This window comes from Streptomyces niphimycinicus, assembly GCF_018883605.1.
Classification (GTDB): Bacteria; Actinomycetota; Actinomycetes; order Streptomycetales; family Streptomycetaceae; genus Streptomyces; species Streptomyces niphimycinicus.
The window spans coordinates 13,040-32,172 of sequence record NZ_JAHLEM010000110.1; the positions used below are offsets into that span (position 1 = coordinate 13,040).

At 70.9% G+C, this 19,133-nt stretch carries 18 protein-coding genes and 2 pseudogenes; 12 read left to right on the forward strand and 8 right to left on the reverse strand.

Going from position 1 to position 19,133, the window contains the following annotated elements; translation table 11 throughout:
• Nucleotides 1-13: 13 nt before the first annotated feature.
• A pseudogene (locus tag KN815_RS12895) lies at nt 14-1,541 on the reverse strand (flavin-containing monooxygenase).
• Between the two features lie 160 nt (nt 1,542-1,701).
• On the opposite strand from KN815_RS12895, the gene KN815_RS12900 reads away from it, so the two are divergent.
• The 5 genes from KN815_RS12900 to KN815_RS12920 all read left to right on the forward strand — a co-directional run bounded on the left by KN815_RS12900 (nt 1,702) and on the right by KN815_RS12920 (nt 6,510).
• Entirely contained in the window at nt 1,702-2,283 is a 582-nt protein-coding gene (locus KN815_RS12900) for a TetR/AcrR family transcriptional regulator (RefSeq protein ID WP_216341927.1), read from the forward strand.
• 156 nt (nt 2,284-2,439) lie between these two features.
• Complete coding sequence (locus tag KN815_RS12905; protein WP_216341928.1) at nt 2,440-3,168, forward strand: succinate dehydrogenase; 729 nt, start codon at nt 2,440-2,442, stop codon at nt 3,166-3,168.
• Nucleotides 3,169-3,170: 2 nt separating this feature from the next.
• The gene (locus tag KN815_RS12910; protein WP_216341929.1) at nt 3,171-5,129 is read left to right on the forward strand and encodes a fumarate reductase/succinate dehydrogenase flavoprotein subunit; all 1,959 of its coding nucleotides are present in this window, start codon (nt 3,171-3,173) and stop codon (nt 5,127-5,129) included.
• A complete protein-coding gene (locus tag KN815_RS12915) occupies nt 5,126-5,872 on the forward strand; it encodes a succinate dehydrogenase/fumarate reductase iron-sulfur subunit (protein WP_059142553.1) in 747 nt (248 codons plus the stop codon). Before KN815_RS12910 ends, KN815_RS12915 begins: the two co-directional genes overlap by 4 nt.
• Before the next feature lie 164 nt (nt 5,873-6,036).
• The gene (locus KN815_RS12920) at nt 6,037-6,510 is read left to right on the forward strand and encodes an SRPBCC domain-containing protein (RefSeq protein ID WP_216341930.1); all 474 of its coding nucleotides are present in this window, start codon (nt 6,037-6,039) and stop codon (nt 6,508-6,510) included.
• 74 nt (nt 6,511-6,584) lie between these two features.
• On the opposite strand, the gene KN815_RS12925 is transcribed toward KN815_RS12920, so the two are convergent.
• Nucleotides 6,585-7,118 (reverse strand): MarR family winged helix-turn-helix transcriptional regulator, encoded by a 534-nt coding sequence (locus KN815_RS12925; protein WP_253208932.1) that lies wholly within the window; start codon nt 7,116-7,118, stop codon nt 6,585-6,587.
• Between the two features lie 50 nt (nt 7,119-7,168).
• On the opposite strand from KN815_RS12925, the gene KN815_RS12930 reads away from it, so the two are divergent.
• Complete coding sequence (locus tag KN815_RS12930; protein WP_216341931.1) at nt 7,169-7,339, forward strand: hypothetical protein; 171 nt, start codon at nt 7,169-7,171, stop codon at nt 7,337-7,339.
• A 32-nt stretch (nt 7,340-7,371) separates the two neighbouring features.
• On the opposite strand, the pseudogene KN815_RS12935 reads toward KN815_RS12930, so the two are convergent.
• From KN815_RS12935 to KN815_RS12945, 3 genes and pseudogenes are all read right to left on the reverse strand, one after another.
• A pseudogene (locus tag KN815_RS12935) lies at nt 7,372-7,578 on the reverse strand (pectate lyase family protein); the annotation flags it as partial.
• Nucleotides 7,579-7,780: 202 nt separating this feature from the next.
• A complete protein-coding gene (locus KN815_RS12940) occupies nt 7,781-8,110 on the reverse strand; it encodes a hypothetical protein (RefSeq protein WP_216341932.1) in 330 nt (109 codons plus the stop codon).
• Nucleotides 8,111-8,244: 134 nt separating this feature from the next.
• Nucleotides 8,245-8,976 (reverse strand): class I SAM-dependent methyltransferase, encoded by a 732-nt coding sequence (locus KN815_RS12945; RefSeq protein ID WP_216341933.1) that lies wholly within the window; start codon nt 8,974-8,976, stop codon nt 8,245-8,247.
• A 167-nt stretch (nt 8,977-9,143) separates the two neighbouring features.
• Between KN815_RS12945 and KN815_RS12950 the strand changes: the two genes are divergently transcribed.
• Nucleotides 9,144-11,543 (forward strand): beta-L-arabinofuranosidase domain-containing protein, encoded by a 2,400-nt coding sequence (locus tag KN815_RS12950; RefSeq protein WP_216341934.1) that lies wholly within the window; start codon nt 9,144-9,146, stop codon nt 11,541-11,543.
• A 127-nt stretch (nt 11,544-11,670) separates the two neighbouring features.
• Here KN815_RS12950 and KN815_RS12955 read toward each other — a convergent pair whose 3' ends face one another.
• Nucleotides 11,671-12,192: an aromatic-ring hydroxylase C-terminal domain-containing protein gene (locus KN815_RS12955; protein WP_216341935.1), complete on the reverse strand. Its 522-nt coding sequence runs from the start codon at nt 12,190-12,192 to the stop codon at nt 11,671-11,673.
• 190 nt (nt 12,193-12,382) lie between these two features.
• Between KN815_RS12955 and KN815_RS12960 the strand changes: the two genes are divergently transcribed.
• The 5 genes from KN815_RS12960 (at nt 12,383) to KN815_RS12980 (ending at nt 17,152) form a co-directional block, all read left to right on the forward strand.
• The gene (locus tag KN815_RS12960; RefSeq protein WP_253208933.1) at nt 12,383-13,015 is read left to right on the forward strand and encodes a TetR/AcrR family transcriptional regulator; all 633 of its coding nucleotides are present in this window, start codon (nt 12,383-12,385) and stop codon (nt 13,013-13,015) included.
• Complete coding sequence (locus KN815_RS12965; protein WP_253208934.1) at nt 13,012-14,502, forward strand: MFS transporter; 1,491 nt, start codon at nt 13,012-13,014, stop codon at nt 14,500-14,502. The genes KN815_RS12960 and KN815_RS12965 overlap by 4 nt, the downstream gene beginning before the upstream one ends.
• Before the next feature lie 77 nt (nt 14,503-14,579).
• The gene (locus KN815_RS12970; protein ID WP_216341936.1) at nt 14,580-15,032 is read left to right on the forward strand and encodes a MerR family transcriptional regulator; all 453 of its coding nucleotides are present in this window, start codon (nt 14,580-14,582) and stop codon (nt 15,030-15,032) included.
• A 53-nt stretch (nt 15,033-15,085) separates the two neighbouring features.
• Nucleotides 15,086-16,165: an SDR family oxidoreductase gene (locus KN815_RS12975; RefSeq protein ID WP_253208935.1), complete on the forward strand. Its 1,080-nt coding sequence runs from the start codon at nt 15,086-15,088 to the stop codon at nt 16,163-16,165.
• A gap of 228 nt (nt 16,166-16,393) precedes the next feature.
• Nucleotides 16,394-17,152 carry a nucleotidyltransferase domain-containing protein gene (locus tag KN815_RS12980; protein ID WP_216341966.1) on the forward strand — a complete coding sequence of 253 codons (759 nt, stop codon included), beginning with the start codon at nt 16,394-16,396 and terminating at the stop codon, nt 17,150-17,152.
• 33 nt (nt 17,153-17,185) lie between these two features.
• Here KN815_RS12980 and KN815_RS12985 read toward each other — a convergent pair whose 3' ends face one another.
• Nucleotides 17,186-17,821, reverse strand: a complete 636-nt coding sequence (locus tag KN815_RS12985; protein WP_216341938.1) for a response regulator — start codon at nt 17,819-17,821, stop codon at nt 17,186-17,188.
• Nucleotides 17,818-19,095 carry a sensor histidine kinase gene (locus tag KN815_RS12990; protein WP_216341939.1) on the reverse strand — a complete coding sequence of 426 codons (1,278 nt, stop codon included), beginning with the start codon at nt 19,093-19,095 and terminating at the stop codon, nt 17,818-17,820. The genes KN815_RS12985 and KN815_RS12990 overlap by 4 nt, the downstream gene beginning before the upstream one ends.
• Nucleotides 19,096-19,133: the final 38 nt, after the last annotated feature.

The following is a 19,133-nucleotide window of genomic DNA, read 5'->3' on the forward strand; positions in this document are numbered from 1 at the left end:
ATATCCATCGGTGTCAGACGACCAGCACGTCGTTCATGCCGCCGTCCGCGCGCCAGCGCCGCCTGAGCAGTTCATGGAAGGCGATCGGCCCGTCCCCGAAGGACTCGCTGCGCTCCCTGGGCATGCCCTCGTTGTTGTAGTAGCCGGGGGTGCACTCGGCCTGGAAGGCGTACAGGTCCGCCGCCTTCTCACGGATCGTGGCGCGCCAGGCCGCCTCGGCCTCGGCGGTCGGCTCGACATACCGGGCCCGGCGCCTGCGTGCCTCGGCGAGCACCTCGGCGACATGGATGGCCTGCTCATCGAGGATGTGCACATAGTTGACGGCGCTGGCGTTCTGTAGCGGGCCGAGCTGGAAGAGGTTGGGGAAGCCGTGGCTGTAGAAGCCGTGGAGCGTCTTCGGGCCGTCACGCCAGGCTTCGGTCAGGGTGACACCGCCCCGGCCGTGCACCGGGAGGAGTCCGGAGGTGACGCCGGAGACGCCGACCTCGAAGCCGGTGGCGAAGATGACGCAGTCGACCTCGTACTCGACCCCGCCGGCCACGACGGTGTGCTCGGTGATGCGCTCGACACCTCCGTGGTCGGCCGTGGTACGGCGAGGAAGTTGTCCCTGCGGCGCCGCTGCCGGCCGGGCGTCAGCGATGCGGCCCACCCCGGATCGGTGGGGCGGTTGCCGCGCACATCGACCGAGGACGGCGTGCGCTGGAACACATACAGATGCTCGGCGTCCCGTCCCAGATGGGGCACGACCTGGATGGCGGTGGCGCCGGTGCCGATGAGGGCCACGCGCTTGTCGGCGAGTCCGTGCAGTCCGCCGCTCGCGTCGCCGCCGGTGTAGTCGTAGTCCCAGCGGCTGGTGTGGAACGTATGCCCCTTGAAGGTCTCGATCCCGGGGATGCCGGGGAGTTTCGCCCGGCTGAGTGTTCCGCTGGAGATCACCACATGGCGCGCCCGGATGCGGTCGTCCCGGTCGGTGTGGACGGTCCACTCCAACTCCGCATCGTGCCAGCAAAGTTCGGTCGCCTGGGTGCGGAAGCAGACATCGCGGTAGAGGTCGAAGTGGCGCCCGATCGCCCGCGCGTGCTGTCTGATCTCCTCGCCCGGCGCGTATCGCCACCGCGGTACGTAGCCGATCTCCTCGAGCAGGGGCAGATAGACATAGGACTCGATGTCGCACTGGACACCCGGATAGCGGTTCCAGTACCAGGTGCCGCCGAAGTCCCCGCCCTGTTCGACCATGCGAATCTCCCGCACACCGGCCTGCGCAGCCGCGCGCCGGCGAGCAGACCGCCGAATCCGCCCCCGATGATCAGCACCTCGACCCGGTCGGACAGTGGCTCCCGGGTGAACTCCGGTTCCACGTAAGGGTCCTGGGCGTAGGAGCCGAAGTCGCCGGCGATGCGCCGGTACCGCTTTCTGCCGTCGGGACGAATCCGGCGGTCACGCTCGGCCCGGTACTTCGCCCGCAGGGCGTCCGGATCGAATCCCAGCTCCTCGGCGTCCATGGACGTGGTGGCGGTGGGCGGATGGTGAGGGGTGGACATAGGGGGTCCTCGCGCCTCTGGCGTCGGAAGGTCTGCGGGGCTCGGGCGCCGCCCGGAGTCCGTTGATCGGCGGCGCGGGCTCAGCCTCACAGAAAACGTTCTCACTGCGCAAGGTTTCCCAGTGGGCAAGAATCGGCCTTCTCGCGTATGCTCACCGGCGATGACTACCGGCCTGCGCGAGCGCAAGAAGGCGGCGACCCGCCAGTCGCTGCACGATGCCGCCGTGCGCCTCGCCGCCGAGCATGGCGTCGAGCACCTCACGGTGGAGGCCATCGCCGATGCCGCCACCGTCTCCCGGCGCACCTTCTCCAACTACTTCGCCAGCAAGGAACAGGCGCTGCTGCACCACGACAGGGCGCGTACGGTCCGGCTGGTCGAGCTGATCCGCGCCCGCCCGGCGGAGGAATCCCTGATGGCGGCGGTCATCCGGGCCGCCGAACAGCACTCCACCGAGTTCACCGCCGACCCGGCGCAGGAGGAGCACTACCGGACCCTGCGGCTGCATCCGGCGCTGCTCCCGGAGCTGGTCGCCACCTATGCCGCCGCCGAGCGCGATCTCGCCGAGGCGGCCGAAGAGCGCCTTCCCGCCGGACCGGACACCCCGCTGCGCGCCCAGGTCCTCGCCGCGACCCTGCTCGCCACCTTCCGCGTCGTCGGGCAGACGGCTCTCGAGCGCCGTGAGCACGATGTCGTGGACCTGCTCCGGCAGGCCATCGGCATCACCCACGAGGGCTTCCGCTGACCGTTTTCCCGGCCGGGGAGACAACTGGGGAGACGGTCACGGGACGGCTGGGCCAAGCGTGGCCGGATCTGAGCGGCTCTCGATAGGCACTGACTATCGAGATGATCAGAATCATATCTTGGCCCTTTCGACTCGCCGGGTTCTACCGTCGTGTCCATGGCATTGACAACGCGGCCGGAGCAGCGTCCGTCGCGGGCGGAGCGACGGCCGTCCATGGCGCTCACATTCTGGCAATCGACGCTCGGCAAGAAGATCGTCATGGGCGTGACCGGTCTGATCATGATCGGTTACCTCTGTGCTCACCTGCTCGGAAACATGAAGATCTTCTTCGGTCCCGGGGAGTTCAACGGCTACGGACACTGGCTGCGTGTCATGGGGGCGCCCGTCCTGCACCATCAGTGGGGCCTGTGGATCGCCCGTATCGTCCTCGTCGCCGCGGTGGTCCTGCACGCAGTGTCCGCCTACCAGCTCAGCAGGCGCGACATCAAGGCCCGCCCGCAGGGCTACGTCCACGCCAAGCCACGGATGAGCTATGCCACCCGGACCATGCGCTGGGGCGGGGTGATCCTGGCCCTGTTCATCGTGTGGCACATCCTGGACCTCACCACCGGCACCACGCACAGCGGCGGATTCCAGGAGGGCCATCCGTACCAGAACGTGGTGGACACCTTCTCCACCTGGTACGGGAACGTCATCTACATCGTGGCGATGCTGGCCATGGGCATGCACGTCCAGCACGGCTTCTGGAGCGCCGCGCAGACCCTCGGCGCGGGCAGCCGCTCTCGTGACCGTGCCCTCAAGGCCACTGCCAATGGGCTGGCGATTCTTCTCACCGCCGGGTTCATCTCGATACCCGTCGGTGTCATGACCGGAGTGGTGAGCTGACCATGACCTCGTACAGCGAATACACCGAATACACCGTCGGCGAGCCGATCGAGGACGAGCTGGCCCCGTCCGGGCCGGTGAGCGAGCGCTGGGACACCCGCCGCTTCCAGGCCAAGCTGGTCAACCCCGCCAACCGCCGCAAGCACACCATCATCGTGGTGGGCACCGGCCTGGCCGGTGGCGCCGCCGGTGCCACCCTGGCCGAGCAGGGCTACCACGTGGTGCAGTTCTGCTACCAGGACTCGCCGCGCCGGGCCCACTCCATCGCCGCGCAGGGCGGGATCAACGCGGCGAAGAACTACCGCAACGACGGCGACTCGATCCACCGGCTGTTCTACGACACCGTCAAGGGCGGCGACTTCCGCGCCCGCGAGTCCAATGTCCACCGCCTGGCGCAGATCTCGGTGGAGATCATCGACCAGTGCGTGGCCCAGGGCGTGCCGTTCGCCCGGGAGTACGGCGGTCTGCTGGACACCCGCTCGTTCGGCGGTGTGCAGGTCTCCCGCACCTTCTACGCCCGCGGCCAGACGGGCCAGCAGTTGCTGCTCGGCGCCTACCAGGCGCTGTCCCGCCAGATCGCGGCGGGCAATGTGGAAATGCACGCCCGCACCGAGATGCTGGACCTGATCGCGGTCGACGGCCGGGCGCGTGGCATCGTCGCCCGCGATCTGGTGACCGGCAAGATCTCCACACACTTCGCCGACGCGGTGGTGCTGGCGAGCGGCGGCTACGGCAATGTCTTCTATCTGTCGACGAACGCCATGAACTCCAACGCGACCGCCATCTGGCGGGCGCACCGGCGCGGCGCGTACTTCGCCAACCCCTGCTTCACCCAGATCCACCCGACCTGCATTCCGCGCTCCGGGGACCACCAGTCCAAGCTGACCCTGATGAGCGAGTCGCTGCGCAACGACGGCCGGATCTGGGTGCCCAAGGCGAAGGGCGACACCCGTCCGGCGGCCGAGATCCCCGAGGACGAGCGCGACTACTACCTGGAGCGGATCTATCCGTCGTTCGGCAATCTGGTGCCGCGCGACATCGCCTCCCGCGCCGCGAAGAACGTCTGTGACGAGGGCCGTGGCGTCGGACCCGGCGGCCAGGGCGTCTATCTGGACTTCGCCGACGCCATCGCCCGGATGGGCCGCAAGGCGGTCGAGGAGAAGTACGGCAACCTCTTCGACATGTACGAGCGGATCACGGCGGAGAACCCGTACGAGGTCCCGATGCGCATCTACCCCGCGATCCACTACACGATGGGCGGGCTGTGGGTCGACTACGACCTCCAGACCACCGTGCCGGGGCTGTTCGCGATCGGCGAGGCCAACTTCTCCGACCACGGTGCCAACCGGCTCGGTGCCTCCGCGCTGATGCAGGGCCTGGCCGACGGCTACTTCGTCCTGCCGTCGACGATCAACGACTATCTGGCCCGCCACCCGCACAAGGAAGAGGTCGACGCCGGGCACCCCGCGGCCGTGGAGGCGGTGCGGGAGACCGAGGACCGGCTGGCCAGGCTGCTGGCCGTCGACGGCGACCGCACCCCCGACTCGTTCCACCGGGAGATCGGCGAGCTGGTGTGGGAGTTCTGCGGCATGGCCCGCACCGAAGAGGGGCTGCGCAAGGCGCTGGACCGCATCCCGCAGATCCGCGAGGAGTTCTGGCGGCGGATCAAGGTGCCGGGCACCGGCGAGGAGTTCAACCAGTCGCTGGAGAAGGCCAACCGGGTCGTGGACTATCTGGAGCTGGCCGAGCTGATGTGCCTGGACGCCCTGCACCGGGCCGAGTCCTGCGGTGGCCACTTCCGCGAGGAGTCCCAGACCCCCGACGGTGAGGCCGCCCGCAAGGACGAGGAGTTCACCTACGCCGCTGCCTGGGAATTCACCGACACCGGTGCCGCCCCCGTGCTCCACAAGGAGCAGCTCACCTTCGAGTACGTCCACCCCACTCAGCGGAGCTACGCATGAAGCTCACCCTGCGCGTCTGGCGCCAGAAGAACGCCGACACCCCCGGTGCCATGGCCACTTACCAGCTCGACGGCGTCTCCCAGGACATGTCCTTCCTGGAGATGCTCGACATCCTCAACGAGGAACTCATCGTCAAGGGTGAGGAGCCGGTGGCCTTCGACCACGACTGCCGTGAGGGCATCTGCGGTGCGTGCAGCCTGGTGATCAACGGTGACGCCCACGGTCCGGAGCGCACCACCACCTGCCAACTCCATATGCGGTCCTTCCAGGACGGCGACACCATCGACATCGAGCCGTGGCGTGCCTCCGCCTTCCCGGTCATCAAGGACCTGGTGGTGGACCGCTCCGCCTTCGACCGGGTGATCCAGGCCGGTGGCTTCATCACCGCCCCGACCGGGGCCGCACCGGAGGCACACGCCACTCCGGTGCCCAAGGCGGACGCGGACTTCGCGTTCGAGCACGCCGAGTGCATCGGCTGCGGCGCCTGCGTGGCGGCCTGTCCCAACGGTGCGGCGATGCTGTTCACCTCGGCCAAGGTCAACCACCTCAATGTGCTGCCCCAGGGCTCTCCCGAGCGGGAGACCAGGGTGCTGGACATGGTGTCCCAGATGGACGCCGAGGGCTTCGGCGGCTGCACTCTCACCGGTGAGTGCGCCACGGCCTGCCCCAAGGGCATCCCCCTGTTCTCCATCACCGCGATGAACAAGGAGTGGCTGCGGGCGACCCGCAAGGTCAAGCGCTGACCCGCACTCCCCCGAAAACGGCACCCCTCGACAACGCTCCGTGGATGGGGTGTCCCGGCGGCGGAGGTCTTTCCGGACGCTAGACCTCCGCCGCCGCCCGGCCCAGCGGCCGGGCGCCGGACCATCGGCTTATGTGCCCGCCGCCCGGCCGCTAGGTTGGGCGCATGTATGCCACGCGAGTCTCCCGACGTATCAACGCTCCGCGCCCGGCCGTCTACCGGGCGCTGCTCGACGCGAGCGCCGTCGCGGCCTGGCGGGTGCCCGACGGCATGACCTGCCGGGTGCATGAGTTCGACCCCCGCGAAGGCGGGGCCTTCCGCATCTCGCTCAGCTACGACGACCCGGCGAGCACCGGCAAGTCGGGCGGCCATACGGACACCTACCACGGCCACTTCACCCGGCTGGTTCCGGACGAGCAGGTGGTCGAGGTGTCCGAGTTCGAGGCCACGGATCCCGCTCTGCGCACCACGATGACGATCACGACCACGCTCACCGACGCCGAGGGCGGCGGCACGGACGTCCAGATCCTGCACGAGGGGCTCCCCGACGCCGTACCGGCCGCCGACAACGAGCTGGGCACCCGCATGAGCCTGGACAAGCTGGCCGAGCTCGTCGAGACGGGCCGGGCGCCCGCGTAGACGGCCCCCGACCGGGCGCACGTCCGCTGATGCGGGCCGATCGTCGTCCGCGTATGCGGGCCGATAGTCGTCGCTCAGGCGGGCCGATTGTCGTCGAGGGAGTCCAAATGGGCGGTGAGGTCGTCGACGAAGCGTCCCAGAAGCCGGCCGAAGACCTCGCGGTCGTGCGGGCTCCAGCCCGCGAGGGCGTCGCCGAACCAGCCGAGGACGGTCCGTATATAGCGGTCGGTCGCCGCCGCTTCCTCGGCGGTCGCCTCGACGAGCCGAGCGCGCTGATCGTCCGGATCGGTGACCCGGTGAACCAGTCCGCGCCGCGCCAGCTCGTTCACCTGCCGGGTGACATGAGGCCCGACGACCTGCATCCGTGCGGCGATCTCCCCCACCCGCAGTGGACCGCCCGCCATGTGCAGAGAGATCAGCACCGACATCGCGGGCCGGTCCACGGATACCCCGGCGGCCTCCATGGCGCGCTCGGCCAGGCGGCCCCGGTTCACGGCATCGCTGAGCTGCGTCAAACGGGGCAGCATGGCCAGCAGGTCGTGTTCACCGTCGCCGCCCTGCCCGGCCTCCGCTTCCTCGGCGGTCATGCCCGCCCACGAGGGGCTCACGTAGGCGGCGTCGCCGACCAGGGCGACCTCAGCGCACCGTGCGGTCGTTCGTGGAGATGAACCAGGCACTCGCCACCGAAGGGAGCGCGAGTGCGTCCCCCCGCACCCCCGAGGATCTGGCCCGGCGCAACGAGGCGCTGCGCGGCCCGTCCCCCGTGCTCAACAGCACGGGCCGGCACGCGCACTCGGCACTGGCCCTCCCCGGCTACGACGCCGCGTAGGGGCAGGTCACGCCGGTATCGGCGCCGACCGGCCCCACGATCGTCTTGTCGGAGGCGACCTTGATCTCCTTGCCCTTGGGATCCATCGTGATCGCCGCGGCCACGACGATGACGTACGGCTCGGCCGCCGTGGCGTACTTCTCGAGATCGGCGAGGGTCCGCACGGCGACCGTACGGCCACCCCGGCCCCCGTATGTACCGTTCTGCCCCAGCGTGCTAACGGATGCGAACCCGTCGGCGACATCGGCGCTTCAGTGCGCGGCGGCCGCTCCGGTCGCGCCCTCGTCGAACGCCCCCTCCCCCGGCAGAGCGACCGCGCCCGCCAGTGTCAGGGCCCTGCCCTGCCGGGCAGGGGACGCCACCGAAGGCCCGGTACGGCTCGGATGACGAGGCCAGGGTCATGCCAGGGGTCCTGGGTGAGCGGGTGCGCACACCGTTCGCTCAGAGGCCGTAGCGGCTCTTCAGATGGCGCCAGAAGTCACGGAGCATCCACTTGTCGAACTCCGTGATCTGCGTGGCGCCTCCCGCCTTCATCAGGAAGCAGCACCGGCCGGTCGGCGTCCAGTCGTAGAAGTCGTCGAGGCCGAAGGTGTGGCCGACATAGGTCGACTCGACGTGGTTCCACACCTCGCCCAGCGGCTGCACCAGGTTGGCGGGCGGGTTCCAGTCGTCGGCGACCCGCGACGGAGCGGCCGTCGTGACACCGGGCGCGGCGACCAGCGCGACCAGGGCGGCCAGGGCGGCGGCCAGGCGCGCAAGGAGTGAGCGCACTGTGAACTCCCTTGAGTAGCTGACAAGTTGTCAGCCTCAGGTCGCCGCCACCGCCGCTTGGGTTGCCGCCATGTCTCCGCGATCGCCGCGTACGCGTGGGTCACGCTCACGGCGGCCGGTGGCCAACGGGGCGCTCAGACCGGCCGGGTGGCCACGACCAGTCGGCAGCGCGGGCTGCCGTCCGCCCGTCGGCCGAGTTCCTCCAGTGCCCGCAGCTCGACCTCGAACCCGGTCCGGAGCAGCTCTTCCCGCACCTCCGCGAGCCGGAAGGTCCGGTAGTACATCACAAAGCGTGGCCGCCATACCGCGTTGCGCACCCGCATCACGGTGTCGAACGCCAGAAGTTCCCAGTACTGCCGGGATCCCGGGCGGGCCGGTGCCCCGATCGGGAAGGCGAACCGGCCACCCGGGCGGAGCACGGAGTGGACCTGGGCGAAGAGCCCCGGCAGCTCGTGCGGCAGGAAGTGGCCGAACGCCCCGAAGCTCACGGCCAGGTCGAAGACCGGCCCGAACGGAAGGGCGCGCACATCGGCGCGTACCCAGTCGGTGCGCGGGGCGTCCGGCGCCACTGGCATACGGGCCCGGCCCTCGGCCAGCATGCCCGCGCTGAAGTCGACGCCGGTGATCCGCTCCCGGCATACCTGCCGCAGCACGCCCATGCCCGCGCCGGTTCCGCAGCACACGTCGAGGCCGCTGTCGAAGGGCCCGAGCCCGCGCAGGGCGCCGATCGCCGAGTCCAGCACCGACGCCGGGGTCCGGTACCCGGTGTGGTCGAACTTCGGGGCCAGCAGGTCGTAGCCGTGCTCGACGGAGGACAGCGCCTGGACGACGAGCTCACGGAAGGTGGGGCCCTGGGGTGCGGACATCACGCTCAGCATAGAGCCCCACCGGGGCAGGGCGGTCGTACTCCTGGCCTGTCGTGCATCTGGACAGGGCGCCAGTGGCGTGCTGTGATGCGCGACAACGATGTCAGGCACGTCTTCCCAGCCCCCCCTCGGCACTTCCTCGGCACCCCACCGACAGGAGCCGCACGATGCCCCTCGACCGACGTCGCTTCCTCCGCACCAGCGCCCTCACCCTCGGTGCCCCCGCGCTCGCCGCCCACCTGGCCCCGGCCGCCGTGGCCTCCCCGGCCCGGCGGCCGAGGGCGCCGCTGGCCGACGCCTTCGACCGGCTCCCGTCCGGGAGCATCACCCCGCGCGGATGGCTGGCCGAGCAGTTGCGTCTCCAACTCCATGGACTCTGCGGCCGGTACGAGGAGCGCTCGCACTTCCTCGACGTCAGCACCACCGGGTGGACCCATCCGGACCGGGACGGCTGGGAGGAGGTGCCCTACTGGCTGCGTGGCTATGTCCCGCTGGCCGTGGCCACCCGTGACCAGGCGGCGCTCACGAACTCCCGTAAATGGATCGACGCCATCCTCGCCACCCAGCAGAGCGACGGCTTCTTCGGGCCGCGCTCGCTGCGGACAAAGTTGAACGGCGGCCCCGACTTCTGGCCGTTCCTCCCCCTCCTCATGGCCCTGCGCACCCATGAGGAGTTCACCGGCGACCAGCGTGTCGTCCCCTTCCTGACCCGCTTCCTGAGCTTCATGAACGCCCAGGGACCGGGCGCCTTCGACTCGAGCTGGGTCTCCTACCGCTGGGGCGACGGGATCGACACCGCGATGTGGCTGTACCGCCGCACCGGCGAGGCGTTCCTCCTCGACCTCGTCCGCAAGATGCATACGTACGGCGCCAATTGGGTCGACAACGTTCCGAGCCCGCACAACGTCAATATCGCCCAGGGCTTCCGCGAGCCCGCCCAGTACGCGCAGGTGACCGGCTCCGCCGAGCTCAGACAGGCGACCTACCGCACCTACGCTTCGGTGCTCGGCGCATACGGCCAGTTCCCGGGCGGTGGCATCGCCGGTGACGAGAACTACCGCCCGGGTTTCACGGACCCCCGGCAGGGGTTCGAGACCTGCGGCATCGTCGAGTTCATGGCCAGCCATGAACTGCTGACCCGAATCACCGGCGACCCGGTCTGGGCGGACCGCTGCGAAGACCTGGCCTTCAATATGCTGCCCGCCGCCCTCGACCCCCAGGGCACCGGCACCCACTACATCACCAGCGCGAACGGCATCGATCTGAACAACACGGTCAAGTCCCAGGGGCAGTTCCAGAACGGCTTCGCGATGCAGTCGTACCAGCCGGGGGTCGACCAGTACCGGTGCTGTCCGCACAACTACGGCATGGGCTGGCCATACTTCGCCGAGGAGCTATGGCTGGCCACTCCCGACAAGGGGCTCGCCGCCTCCCTTTACGCCGCGTGCCAGGTGAGCGCGAAGGTGGCCGGCGGTACGACGGTCACCTTCACCGAGGACACCGACTACCCGTTCGACGAGACCATCAGGCTCACCCTGTCCACCCGCGAGAAGGTGGCCTTCCCGCTCCATCTGCGCGTCCCCGGCTGGTGCGAGAACCCGAGCATCGAGGTCAACGGCCGGGCGGTGGCCGCGGGCGGTGGCCCGGCGTTCGTCAAGGTCGCCCGGACCTGGACGGACGGCGATGTGGTGACGATCCGCCTGCCGCAGCGCACCACCCTGCGGACGTGGTCGGGGCAGCACGACGCGGTCAGCGTCGACCACGGCCCGCTGACGTACTCCCTGCGCATCGGCGAGGACTTCGTGCGCTACGCCGGTACCGACGCCTTTCCGGAATACGAAGTACACGCCACCACGCCGTGGAACTACGGCCTCACCCCCGGAGCCCTGCCCGTCCTCACCCGCGACGACGGTCCGCTCGCCGCCAATCCCTTCACCCACGAGGGCACCCCGGTCCGCATGACCGCCCAGGCGCGCCGCATCCCCGAGTGGCTCTCCGACGACGAGCAGGTGGTCACCCCGCTCCAGCAGAGCCCGGCCCGGGCCGACACACCGGCCGAGACGGTCACCCTCATCCCCATGGGCGCCGCCCGGCTGCGCATCACCTGCTTTCCCACGGCCTCGCCGAACGGCCGGGCATGGACTCCGGAGCCGCCCTTCCGCCGTCTGCGGAACAAGCACAGCGGCAAGGTGCTGGCGGTCGACGAGATGTCCACGGCCAACAGCGCCCGCGTGGTGCAGTTCGACAACACGCCGACGGGAGACCACGCCTGGCAGTGGATCGACCGGGGCGACGGCTGGTTCCTGATCCGCAACGGCCACAGCGGCAAGGTCCTGGGCGTCGACCGGATGTCGACCGCCAACAGCGCCATCGTCGTCCAGTACGAGGACAACGGCACGGCCGATCACCTCTGGAGGAAGGTGGACAACGGCGACGGCTGGTTCCGCGTCCTCAACAAGAACAGCCAGAAGGTGCTGGGGGTCGACGGCATGTCCACCGCCAACAGCGCGCAGGTGGTGCAGTACGACGACAACGGAACCGATGACCATCTGTGGCGGCTCGTGTGATCGGGCCCGGAAGGTGATGCCGCGGCAGCGTCGACACTCCACGGGAAGGTGTCGGCGGCACATCAACGGATGAGGCCATCGGCGCCGGGCCGTCCGCCCGGCGCCGATGGCATCTCGGCCGCCCCGCTCAGCGCCGGGCGTGCACCGCTTCGGCCGACGGGCCGGTCCAGGCCCGCCACGCGGTGTGCCAGCCGTCAGGACCGTTCGTACGGACGTCGGGTCCCGCCCAGGCGATATAGCCGTCGGGGCGGACGAGCAGGGCGGGACCGGGGTCGGTGCGCTGGGCCTGGGCCATAGCGGTGTCGATGCGCGGCGCGCCCGTTTCGCGGATCAGCAGAAAGCCACCGGCCCGCTGGAGTTCGCTCAACGGGCCCTCGGTGAGGGGGACTTCGGTGGCCCGGGTCCCCACCAGCGCGTGCCCGCGCCGGTTGCCCGGGCAGCGCAGGGTGACGCCGGAGAAGCCTCCGGCGATCGTGTCGCGCGCCCGGCCGACCCTCAGTACGGCCGGGGCCAGGTGGTCGCGCAGCCACCGCGCCGGGCGCGGCCCGAGGGTGACGGCGCGCACCATGGCACCGCTCTGGCGCAGGACCCGGCGGCCGATGGGGTGGCGCTCCCGGTGGTAGATCTCGCCGACCCACCGCCACTGCACGGCCTCGGCCTCGCCGCCTCACGCAACCATCCCCCGTCCGAGGCGGGCCGCGCCCTGCGCCGCACTCTGCTCGCCGCGCGCTGACGACGGCGTCGTCCGCCGGTATCCGGAATCCCACCGCCCGCAGGCACTTCCCTTCTCGTGACTCGCCGCATTGACGGAGTGAGTACTCACTCCGTACGGTACCGGCATGGCAGAGAACTCCTCCACCCCGCCCCGGCGCCGTGCACCGGCGATGGATCCCGACCAGCGCCGCGCGATGATCGTCGCCGCCGCGCTCCCCCTCGTCGTCGAATACGGCGCCTCCGTGACGACGGCGAAGATCGCCCGGGCCGCGGGCATCGGGGAAGGCACGATCTTCCGCGTCTTCGAGGACAAGGACGCCCTGCTCGCGGCCTGTATGGCCGAGGCCGTACGGCCCGATGACACCGTGGCCCATCTGGAGTCGATCGCCCTGGACCAGCCGCTGGCGGACCGGCTCGCCGAGGCGGCCGATGTGGTGCGCGGGCACATGGCGCGCATCGGCGCGGTCGCCGGAGCGCTCGCGGCTGCCGGGCGACTGGAGCGCGTCGCCCCCAAGCCCGGTAAGGACGGGCGCCTCCCGGACCGTGAGGCGAGCCTGGCCCGGCCGCGCGCCGCGCTGGCCGCGCTGTTCGAGCCCGACCGCGACCGCCTGCGGCTCGCCCCGGAACGGCTCGCGGACGCCTTCCAGTTGACGCTGATGTCGGCCGGACGGCTCGGCGCCCCCGACCCGTTGACCACCGAGGAAGTCGTGGACCTCTTCCTGCACGGCGCGCTCGCGGCGTCCGGGGAGGCCAGGTGACCGGATCCGACGTGTACGAGGAACTCCCGCCCCGGCGCCGGACCCTGGTCACCCTCGCCCTGCTGGGCTGCGCCTTCCTGGCCATGCTGGACGGCACCGTGGTCGGCACCGCGCTGCCCCGCATCGTCGAGCAGATCGGCGGAGGGGACGCCTGGTACGTCTGGCTGGTCACCGCCTATCTGCTGACCTCATCCGTCAGCGTGCCGGTCTACGGCCGCTTCTCCGACCTCTACGGCCGCCGCCGGCTGCTGATCGGCGGGCTCACCGTCTTTCTGATCGGCTCCATCGCCTGCGGTCTGTCCGCCTCCATGCCGGCCCTGATCCTCTCCCGCGCGCTCCAGGGCCTGGGCGCCGGAGCCCTGCTGACCCTCGGCATGGCGCTGGTCCGCGATCTCCACCCACCGTCCCGCCCCCAGGGCCTGATCCGGATGCAGACGGCGATGGCCACCATGATGATCATGGGCATGGTCGGTGGCCCGCTCCTCGGCGGGCTGCTCGCCGATCAGGTCGGCTGGCGCTGGGCGTTCTGGCTCAACCTCCCCCTCGGGCTGGCCGCCATCGCCATCATCGCCCTGGCCCTGCCCGACCGCCGTCCCGCCACCCCGCCGTCCGGACGGCTCGACGCGGCGGGGATCCTCCTCCTGGCCGCCGGGCTCTCCCTCGCGCTGACCGGCCTCAGCCTCAAAGCCAACGCGACCGCCGGGCACGCCCCCTCCTGGACGGACCCGGCCGTCATGGGCTGTCTGCTCGGCGGTCTGGCGCTGCTCGCCTCGCTCGTACCGGTCGAGCGGCGGGCCGCCGTCCCCGTCCTGCCCCTGCGGCTGTTCCGGCACCGCACCTACACGGCCCTGCTGACCGCCGGTTTCTTCTTCCAGGTCGCCGCCCTGCCGGTGGGGATCTTCCTGCCGCTGTACTTCCAGCACATCCGCGGCCACTCGGCCACCGCCTCCGGTCTGCTGCTGCTCCCCCTGCTCATCGGCATGACCCTGGGCAACCGCCTCACCGCCGCCACCGTGCTGCGCAGCGGGCACGTCAAACCGGTCCTGCTGACCGGAGCGGGGCTGCTCACCGCCGGCACCGCCGCCTTCATCGCCCTGCGGGCCACCACACCGCTCGCGCTGACGTCCGTTCTGCTGCTGCTCGTCGGGCTCGGCACCGGACCGGCCATGGGCGGGCTCACCATCGCCACCCAGAACGCCGTCCCGCGCGCCGATATGGGCACCGCCACCGCGGGCTCCGCCCTCACCAAGCAGCTCGGTGGCGCGGTCGGCCTGGCCTGCGCCCAATCCCTGATCGGCCACTCGGGTACGGCCTCGCCCACCGCGACGGCCATCGGCTCCACCATCGCCTGGAGCGGCGGTGCCGCCGGGCTCCTCGCCCTCGGGGCGCTGCTCCTCATGCGCGACATCCCCATCTCCACGCCCGGACGGCGCCCCGGCGCGCCCACTGCCCCGTCCGCCGTCGCCACGCCCGGGACGTCCCGGTAGCCACCGGCCTGGCGCTTCCGGTACGGCCTGTCGATCGCACTTGACCTCAAGCGCTTCAAGTGTCGGATGCTCGACATATGACAACGACAGGGACAGAGGTCCGGGGCTCCCCGATGACCATCCAGCAGGTGTCGGGACTGAGCGGCCTCACGGAGCCGACGCTGCGCTACTACGAGAAGATCGGCCTGATCCCCGTGGTGGACCGCGACCGGGACAGTGGCCACCGGCGCTATCACCCCACCGTGGTGGAGACGATCAAGGCGCTGGGATGTCTGAGATCAACCGGCATGAGCGTGCAGGACATGCGTGCCTACCTCCGCCACCTCGACGAGGGCACGCAGGGCGCCGCTCCGCTGCGCGACCTCTTCCGGCGCAACGCGGAGCGCGTGGAGCGGGAGATGGCGCTCATGGAGGTCCGGCTGCGCTATCTGCGACTCAAGGCGGAGATGTGGGACGCGCGGGAGCGCGCCGACGCCGATGCGGAGCGCCGGGCGACCGACGAGATCACGGGCGTCATCGACGCGCTGTGAGAAATGCGTCTGGGAAAGGATGCAAGGAATTCATGGAAGGCAAGACTGTCCCCGTGTCCGCTGACACCGACACCGAGACCCAGACCGACGCCGGTGGTGGCGCACTCGTCCTGGTGACAGGCGGCAATGGCTACGTCGGCACCCATGTGATCAGCGGCCTGCTGCGAAGCGGCCATCGGGTGCGCACCACGGTCCGTTCGCATGGCCGGGCGGCGAGCGCCGCCGCGAGCGTCCGGTCGGCCATCGCGGCCTCCGGCGTCGATCCGGACGGGCGGCTCGACATCGTCGGCGCCGACCTGACCGCGGACGACGGCTGGGACGACGCGGTGGCGGGGTGCACCCACGTCCTGCATGTCGCGTCGCCGTTCCCCTCCGTCCAGCCGGAGAACGAGGACGAGCTGATCGTCCCCGCACGGGACGGCACCCTGCGTGTGCTGCGGGCCGCACGGGACCACGGTGTGCGCAGGGTCGTGATGACGTCCTCGTTCGCCGCCGTGGGATACAGCCCCAAGGACGGTGACACATACGACGAGAGCGACTGGACCGACCCCGCGGACGACAACCCGTCCTACATCCGGTCGAAGACCATCGCGGAGCTGGCCGCCTGGGACTTCGTGGCGAAGGAGGGAGACGGCCTGGAACTGACGGTGATCAATCCGAGCGGCATCTTCGGTCCGACGCTCGGCCCCCGGCTGTCCGCCTCGACGGAGTTCGTGAAGGCGATGCTGGAGGGGGCGATGGAGGCAACCCCTCGTATGCACTTCGGCATGGTGGACGTACGCGATGTCGCCGACCTCCATCTGCGGGCCATGACCCATCCCGCAGCGGCCGGGCAGCGCTTCCTCGCCAGCGGCGAACGGGCCGTCAGCTTTCTGTGGATCGCCCGGGTACTGGCCGAGCACCTCGCGGAGCGCGCCGCCCGGGTACCCACGCATGAGGTGAGCGGCGAAGAGCTGCGGGAGGCCGCCCGCTCCGATCCGGCGCTGCGGGAAGCGGCCGGGCAGGCGGAGAGGGTACCGGTCCTGCGCACCGAGAGGGCGCGTACCGTCTTGGACTGGACCCCGCGCGACCCGGTGACGACCATCCTCGACACCGCGGAGAGCCTGTTCCGCCTGGGCCTGGTGAAGGGCTGAAGCGCCCCTGGCCCGGGCCGCCCGCCCCGCCATCCGTCGGTGTTCCGGCGCGCCGGGCTCGGGTCCCGGCGGGGGCGGTAAGGTCGACGTCATGGAGTGATGACCTGGCACACCGATCGCGATCCGCGTGAACGCCGTCCGAGCCTGTGCTCCGGCGTCCGGTCGGTGTGCCCGCGGCACCCGTCATCCACTTCACACGATCGGAACCGTATGACCGACATGCATGAAATGACCGACCTGGCCGATGACGTGTTTCTGGACGAGGTCGCCGAGCGTCTCGCCGCCCTGCCCGCCGTACGGGCCGTCACCCTCGGGGGCTCGCGTGCGCAGGGCACCCACACCCCGGAGAGCGACTGGGACCTGGCCGTGTACTACCGGGGCGACTTCGACCCGGCCGATCTGCGGGCCGTCGGCTGGCAGGGCGAGGTCTCCGAGATCGGCGAGTGGGGCGGTGGTGTCTTCAACGGGGGCGCCTGGCTGACGATCGACGGACGGCGCGTGGACGTCCACTACCGCGACCTCGAGGTGGTGGAACACGAACTCGCCGAGTCGCGGCAAGGCCGCTTCCGCTGGGAGCCGCTGATGTTCCACCTCGCGGGCATCCCCAGCTATCTGGTGGTGGCCGAACTCGCCGTCAACCAGGTGCTGCGGGGCGCCCTGCCCCGCCCCGAGTACCCGGAGGCGCTGCGCGAGGCGGCGCCCCCGGTGTGGCGCGGGCGCGCGGGTCTGACACTGCGGTACGCCTCGGCCGCGTACGTCGGACGTGGCCAGGCCACCGAGGTGGCGGGGGCGGTGGCGACCGCCGCTCTGGAGACGGCGCACGCGGTGCTGGCGGCGCGCGGTGAGTGGGCCACCAACGAGAAACGCCTCCTCCAGCGGGCGGGCCTGCGCGGCATCGACACGATCGTGGCAGGGCTGCGGCCGGAGCCCGCCGCCCTGGCCGAGGTGATCGCCGACGCGGAGGCGTTGTTCGCAGCCGCGGACTGAGCGGTGTCCTGGGCGCACCGGCAGGGCCTGGGCTCAGCCGAGTCCATGCCGGTGCGCGTAGGCGATGGCCTGGCCGCGGTCACGGCTGCCGGTTTTGGCGAAGACGCGGTTGACGTGGGTTTTGACGGTGGCTTCGCTGACGAACAGCGATCGGGCGATCTCGCGGTTGGACAGGCCCTTGGCCATGCAGATGAGCACTTCGGCCTCGCGTGCGGTCAGCCCGGCGGGCAGCTCCCCCGACCCGGCGGCGGGCTGCTGCCGGGCGAGTGCGACGAGGCGGGCGTGTACGACGGGGTCCAGAAGGGCCTGCCCACGGGCGGCCGCCCGCAGTGCCCGATCGACGTCCTCGCGCCCGGCTTCCTTGGTGAGGTAGCCCAGGGCCCCGGCGGTGAGCGCCGCGTTGATCGATTCGTCGTCGATGAAGGTGGTCAGCACGACGACATGTGTCCCGGGATGGTCCATGGTGATGTGCCGCGTGGCTTCGATGCCATCCATGTGCGGCATGCGCAGGTCCATCAGCACCACGTCCGGGGAATGCTCGGCGACCGCCGCCAGGGCCTGCCGACCGTCCCCGACGGCGGCGACCACCTCGACGTCGGGCAGCCGCTCGCAGATGGTGACCAGTCCGTCGCGGACGATGGTCTGGTCGTCCACGATGATCACCTTCACGCCGGGACCTCCGCTTCCACCCTCCAGCCACCGGCTCTGGGACCAGCGTCCTTGAGGCCCGCGTCCTTGAGGCCCGCGTCCTTGAGACCCGCGTCCTTGGGGCCCGCGTCCTTGAGGCCCGCGTCCTCGGGACCCACCTCTTCGGGACCTGCGTCGAGTGTGCCGCCGAGCAGTTCCACGCGCTCGCGCATGCCGGTGAGGCCGAAGCCACCGCCGGTCTCGGCAAGCTCCCCGGCCGGATCGACGCCAGGTCGTACCGGCGCCGCATTGGTGACCGTCAGCCGGGTGGACGATTCGCCGAAGGCGAGGCTGACGGTGACGGCGGCACCCGGTGCGTGCTTGCGCGTGTTGGTGAGTGCTTCCTGGGCGACCCGCAGCAGGGCTATTCCGGCCGCCGGTGGCAGCGGCCGTACGGCGCCGGTGATCCGGAAGTCGGCGCCTTCGCCCGTGGCGAGAGCGGTGAGCTGTTCATCGAGGGCGACCGGCTCCTCACGCAGCGCCCGCACCGCGCGGCGGGTCTCGTCCAGGCCCTCGACGACCAGGCGGCGGGACCGGCCGATCGCGGCCCGCACCTCGTCGGTGCCGGCGCCGTCCTCGACGATGGACTCAAGAGCGGTGATCTGCACCGACAGCGCCGACAGCGTATGGGCCAGCACGTCGTGCACCTCCCGGGCGATCCGGTTGCGCTCGGCGAACAGCTCGGCGCGCTCGTGCTCGACGGCGCCGCGTTCCCGCGCCACCGCCAGCTCGGTCTCGGATCGCAGCCGTTCCCGGCGCTGGCGGCGTCCGACGCCCAGCAGCAGGCCGAGCAGCGCGGCCACCCCCACGGCGGCGAGCTTCGCGACGTCCTGTCCGTCGACGGCGAGGGTGACGGCGGCGGCAGCGATACCGAGGCCGGCCAGGGCCGTGGCGGGGAGCAGCCCCGCCGGCATGACGGCGCACATCGCGGCCACCCCCACGACCACCGCACCGAACGGGGCCCACGCCCCCGCCACCCCGCCACAGACCGCCACCAGTGCCACCGCGCACACACCGACCGTCGGCCGGCCTCTGCGCATGCCCACCAGCCAGCCGATCCAGCCCAGGCCCAGGCCCACGGTGACCACCAGCGCGACCAGGCCGCGGGCGTCGAGGCCGGGATGTGTCGCCCGCACCGCCCCGTAGATCAAGCCGCCCAGGGCGAGCAGGCCGACGACCCATTCCGCGGTCGGCTCGTTGCCGTCCAACCGGCCGGACGCTGCGCCGGGGCCCGGCCGGGGATCACCAGTACTCATCAGTCCAGCATGCCGTGCCCATGTCCTGCCCGGCCCCG